At 68.7% G+C, this 1,965-nt stretch carries 3 protein-coding genes and 2 tRNA genes; 1 reads left to right on the forward strand and 4 read right to left on the reverse strand.

The window, feature by feature from the left end; all coding sequences use genetic code 11:
- The first annotated feature begins 293 nt into the window (after positions 1 to 293).
- On the forward strand, positions 294 to 824 hold the full coding sequence (locus B0E53_RS35970) for a tyrosine-type recombinase/integrase (protein ID WP_246835777.1): 531 nt from the start codon (positions 294 to 296) through the stop codon (positions 822 to 824).
- A 61-nt stretch (positions 825 to 885) separates the two neighbouring features.
- Here the strand turns inward: B0E53_RS35970 and B0E53_RS35975 are convergent.
- The 4 genes from B0E53_RS35975 to B0E53_RS35985 all read right to left on the reverse strand — a co-directional run.
- A tRNA-Ala gene (locus tag B0E53_RS35975) sits at positions 886 to 961 on the reverse strand.
- 46 nt (positions 962 to 1,007) lie between these two features.
- Positions 1,008 to 1,136, reverse strand: a complete 129-nt coding sequence (locus tag B0E53_RS38865) for a DLW-39 family protein (protein WP_208862918.1) — start codon at positions 1,134 to 1,136, stop codon at positions 1,008 to 1,010.
- Positions 1,137 to 1,179: 43 nt separating this feature from the next.
- Positions 1,180 to 1,253, reverse strand: a tRNA-Ile gene (locus B0E53_RS35980).
- 152 nt (positions 1,254 to 1,405) lie between these two features.
- Positions 1,406 to 1,965 (reverse strand): DUF3566 domain-containing protein (locus tag B0E53_RS35985; protein ID WP_146167957.1); only part of this gene is annotated, 560 nt, incomplete at its 5' end.

Below are 1,965 nucleotides of genomic sequence, written 5' to 3' on the forward strand. Positions count from 1 at the left end.
CCACGACCGAACCCGTCACCTCCGACGCCGCAGCCGCCTGATCAAGATTTCTCATCCACAAGTCTTGACTATTGCTCCATCCAGTGCTGGGTTCACGGAACCTCGAAGAAACTCACACCCAATCGACCCGGCTCTTCGTCGCGTCCGGCGGCTAAGCGGCTCTCGTATCACGGACCCCACCCACGACGGGCACCGCCACAACGACGCACGCCGGGCACCAGAGCCATCTCCGCTGGCCGATCGTCGATGCCGGCCGCGGCTTGGCCGTCGCTGCTGCTGCCTCTGGTGATCACATGTCGCGCCGTGTGCGCCAGGGCATGACCGGCCGCCAGGCCGCACGCGCGCCCCGGCGCGACACGGCGGCGGGCTGCTTGCGGCCCGCCCTTGACCCGTTCGTGGGTCAAGTGCTGGCCGATCACATGCGGGACTTCCCATCCGAACCGGTGGAGATGGTCGACATCACCTCCGGCGAGCCAGTGCGGCGAACCGTGCCGTTGCTGTTCACCACCACCCGGGGCAACGCCTTCACTGACCGCACCTGGTCCCGAGAGTGGGCCGGATGGCGTGATGCCGCTGGTTGGCCCAAGAAGCATCGCGGGTTTCACGCACTGCGGCACTTCTTCGCTACGACGCTGATCACCAACCACGTCGAGCCGCAGGAGGTGCAGCGTCTGCTTCGGCACAGGACGTTGCGCATCACGTTGGAGACGTACGTGCACTGGATGCCGAAGCGAGACCGGCCCAGCGGCGTCGTCGGCTCGGTTCTGAGCTCAGCGGCGGAGCGTGCCAACAAGGCGACCATCCGGCTGCAAGATCATGACTGACCTGTGCCCGGCTTGTGCCCGTTGATCTTGCGAGAAGGGATCGCCTGGTCAGAGGCGATGTTGGTGGAGCCCAGGGGACTTGAACCCCTAACCCCTGCCTTGCAAAGGCAGTGCTCTGCCAGTTGAGCTAGGGCCCCGAGGCGGGCGGAGTCGCCCGGTGCTGGCTAGTCGGAGGAGGCGCGGTCAGCGCAGGTCGGGCGCGGTGGTCGCCTCGTGCCAGAGAGCGCGTTCGTCGTTCGAGGCCTTGATCTTCTTGGCCACGACGGCGGCCACGCCGACGACGCCGACCAGGATCAGGAGCTTCTTGAACATGGGCTTGACCCCTCGCGCTCGACTACCGTCGGACGATGTGCGGTGGGGCTAGCTGGAATCGAACCAGCGACCTCAGAGTTATCAGCTCTGCGCTCTAACCGACTGAGCTATAGCCCCGCGTAGCGACGAGCAAGGTTAACCCATCGCCGCCGTGGCCCCCAAATCGGGGGCCCGTGGCGGCGCGGCTCACCCGCGCCACCTTCGAACCTACCCGGACATGCGACGCCGGGGCGCCCGCTTTACGCGGTGCCCCGGCGTCCTCGTCGGGTTCAGTCCCGCTCGGCGAGCGTCAGCTCGATCCCGCCGACCAGGTCGGCGCAGACGTTGTAGACGAACGCGCCCAGCGTGGCCAGCGCGGTGAAGAGCACGACGTTGACCAGGCCGATCAGCGCGGAGCTGAGGATCACGCCCTTGGCGGTGATCCGGAAGCCGCCGCCGCCCTGGCCGCCACCGGCGTTCACCAGGTCCGTGAGGCTGTCGTTGACGCTCTTGAACACGCCCATCGCGTCCAGAGCGAGGTAGAGCACCGAGGTGGCGACGACCACCACGATGAGGAGCACCACGGAGACCGCGAACGCGAACTTCATCACGGACCACGGGTCGATCCGCTTGAGGTTCAGCCGGGCCCGGCGCGGTCCGCGCGACGCGGCCGAGCTGACCGAGGTACGCGCGGCGCGTACCGCCTCACCCACGCGGGCGGCCCCGACGGCTGCCGCACCGCTGATGCCCGGCGGCAGGCCGCCCCCGTTGGCGGGGCGGCCCGCAGTGCCGGGACGCGCGCCGTCCGGCGACGGCTTCGGCGCCGTGCCGAGGCCGGCGCCGACACGCG

The sequence above is a fragment of the Micromonospora sp. MH33 genome (assembly GCF_003013775.1).
GTDB lineage: Bacteria > Actinomycetota > Actinomycetes > Mycobacteriales > Micromonosporaceae > Micromonospora > Micromonospora fulviviridis.

Excerpts from the sequence above, each read along its gene's own strand:
- B0E53_RS35970 (WP_246835777.1), top strand. The coding sequence starts at position 294 with ATGTCGCGCCGTGTGCGCCAGGGCATGACCGGCCGCCAGGCCGCACGC.
- B0E53_RS38865 (WP_208862918.1), bottom strand. The coding sequence starts at position 1,136 with ATGTTCAAGAAGCTCCTGATCCTGGTCGGCGTCGTCGGCGTGGCCGCC.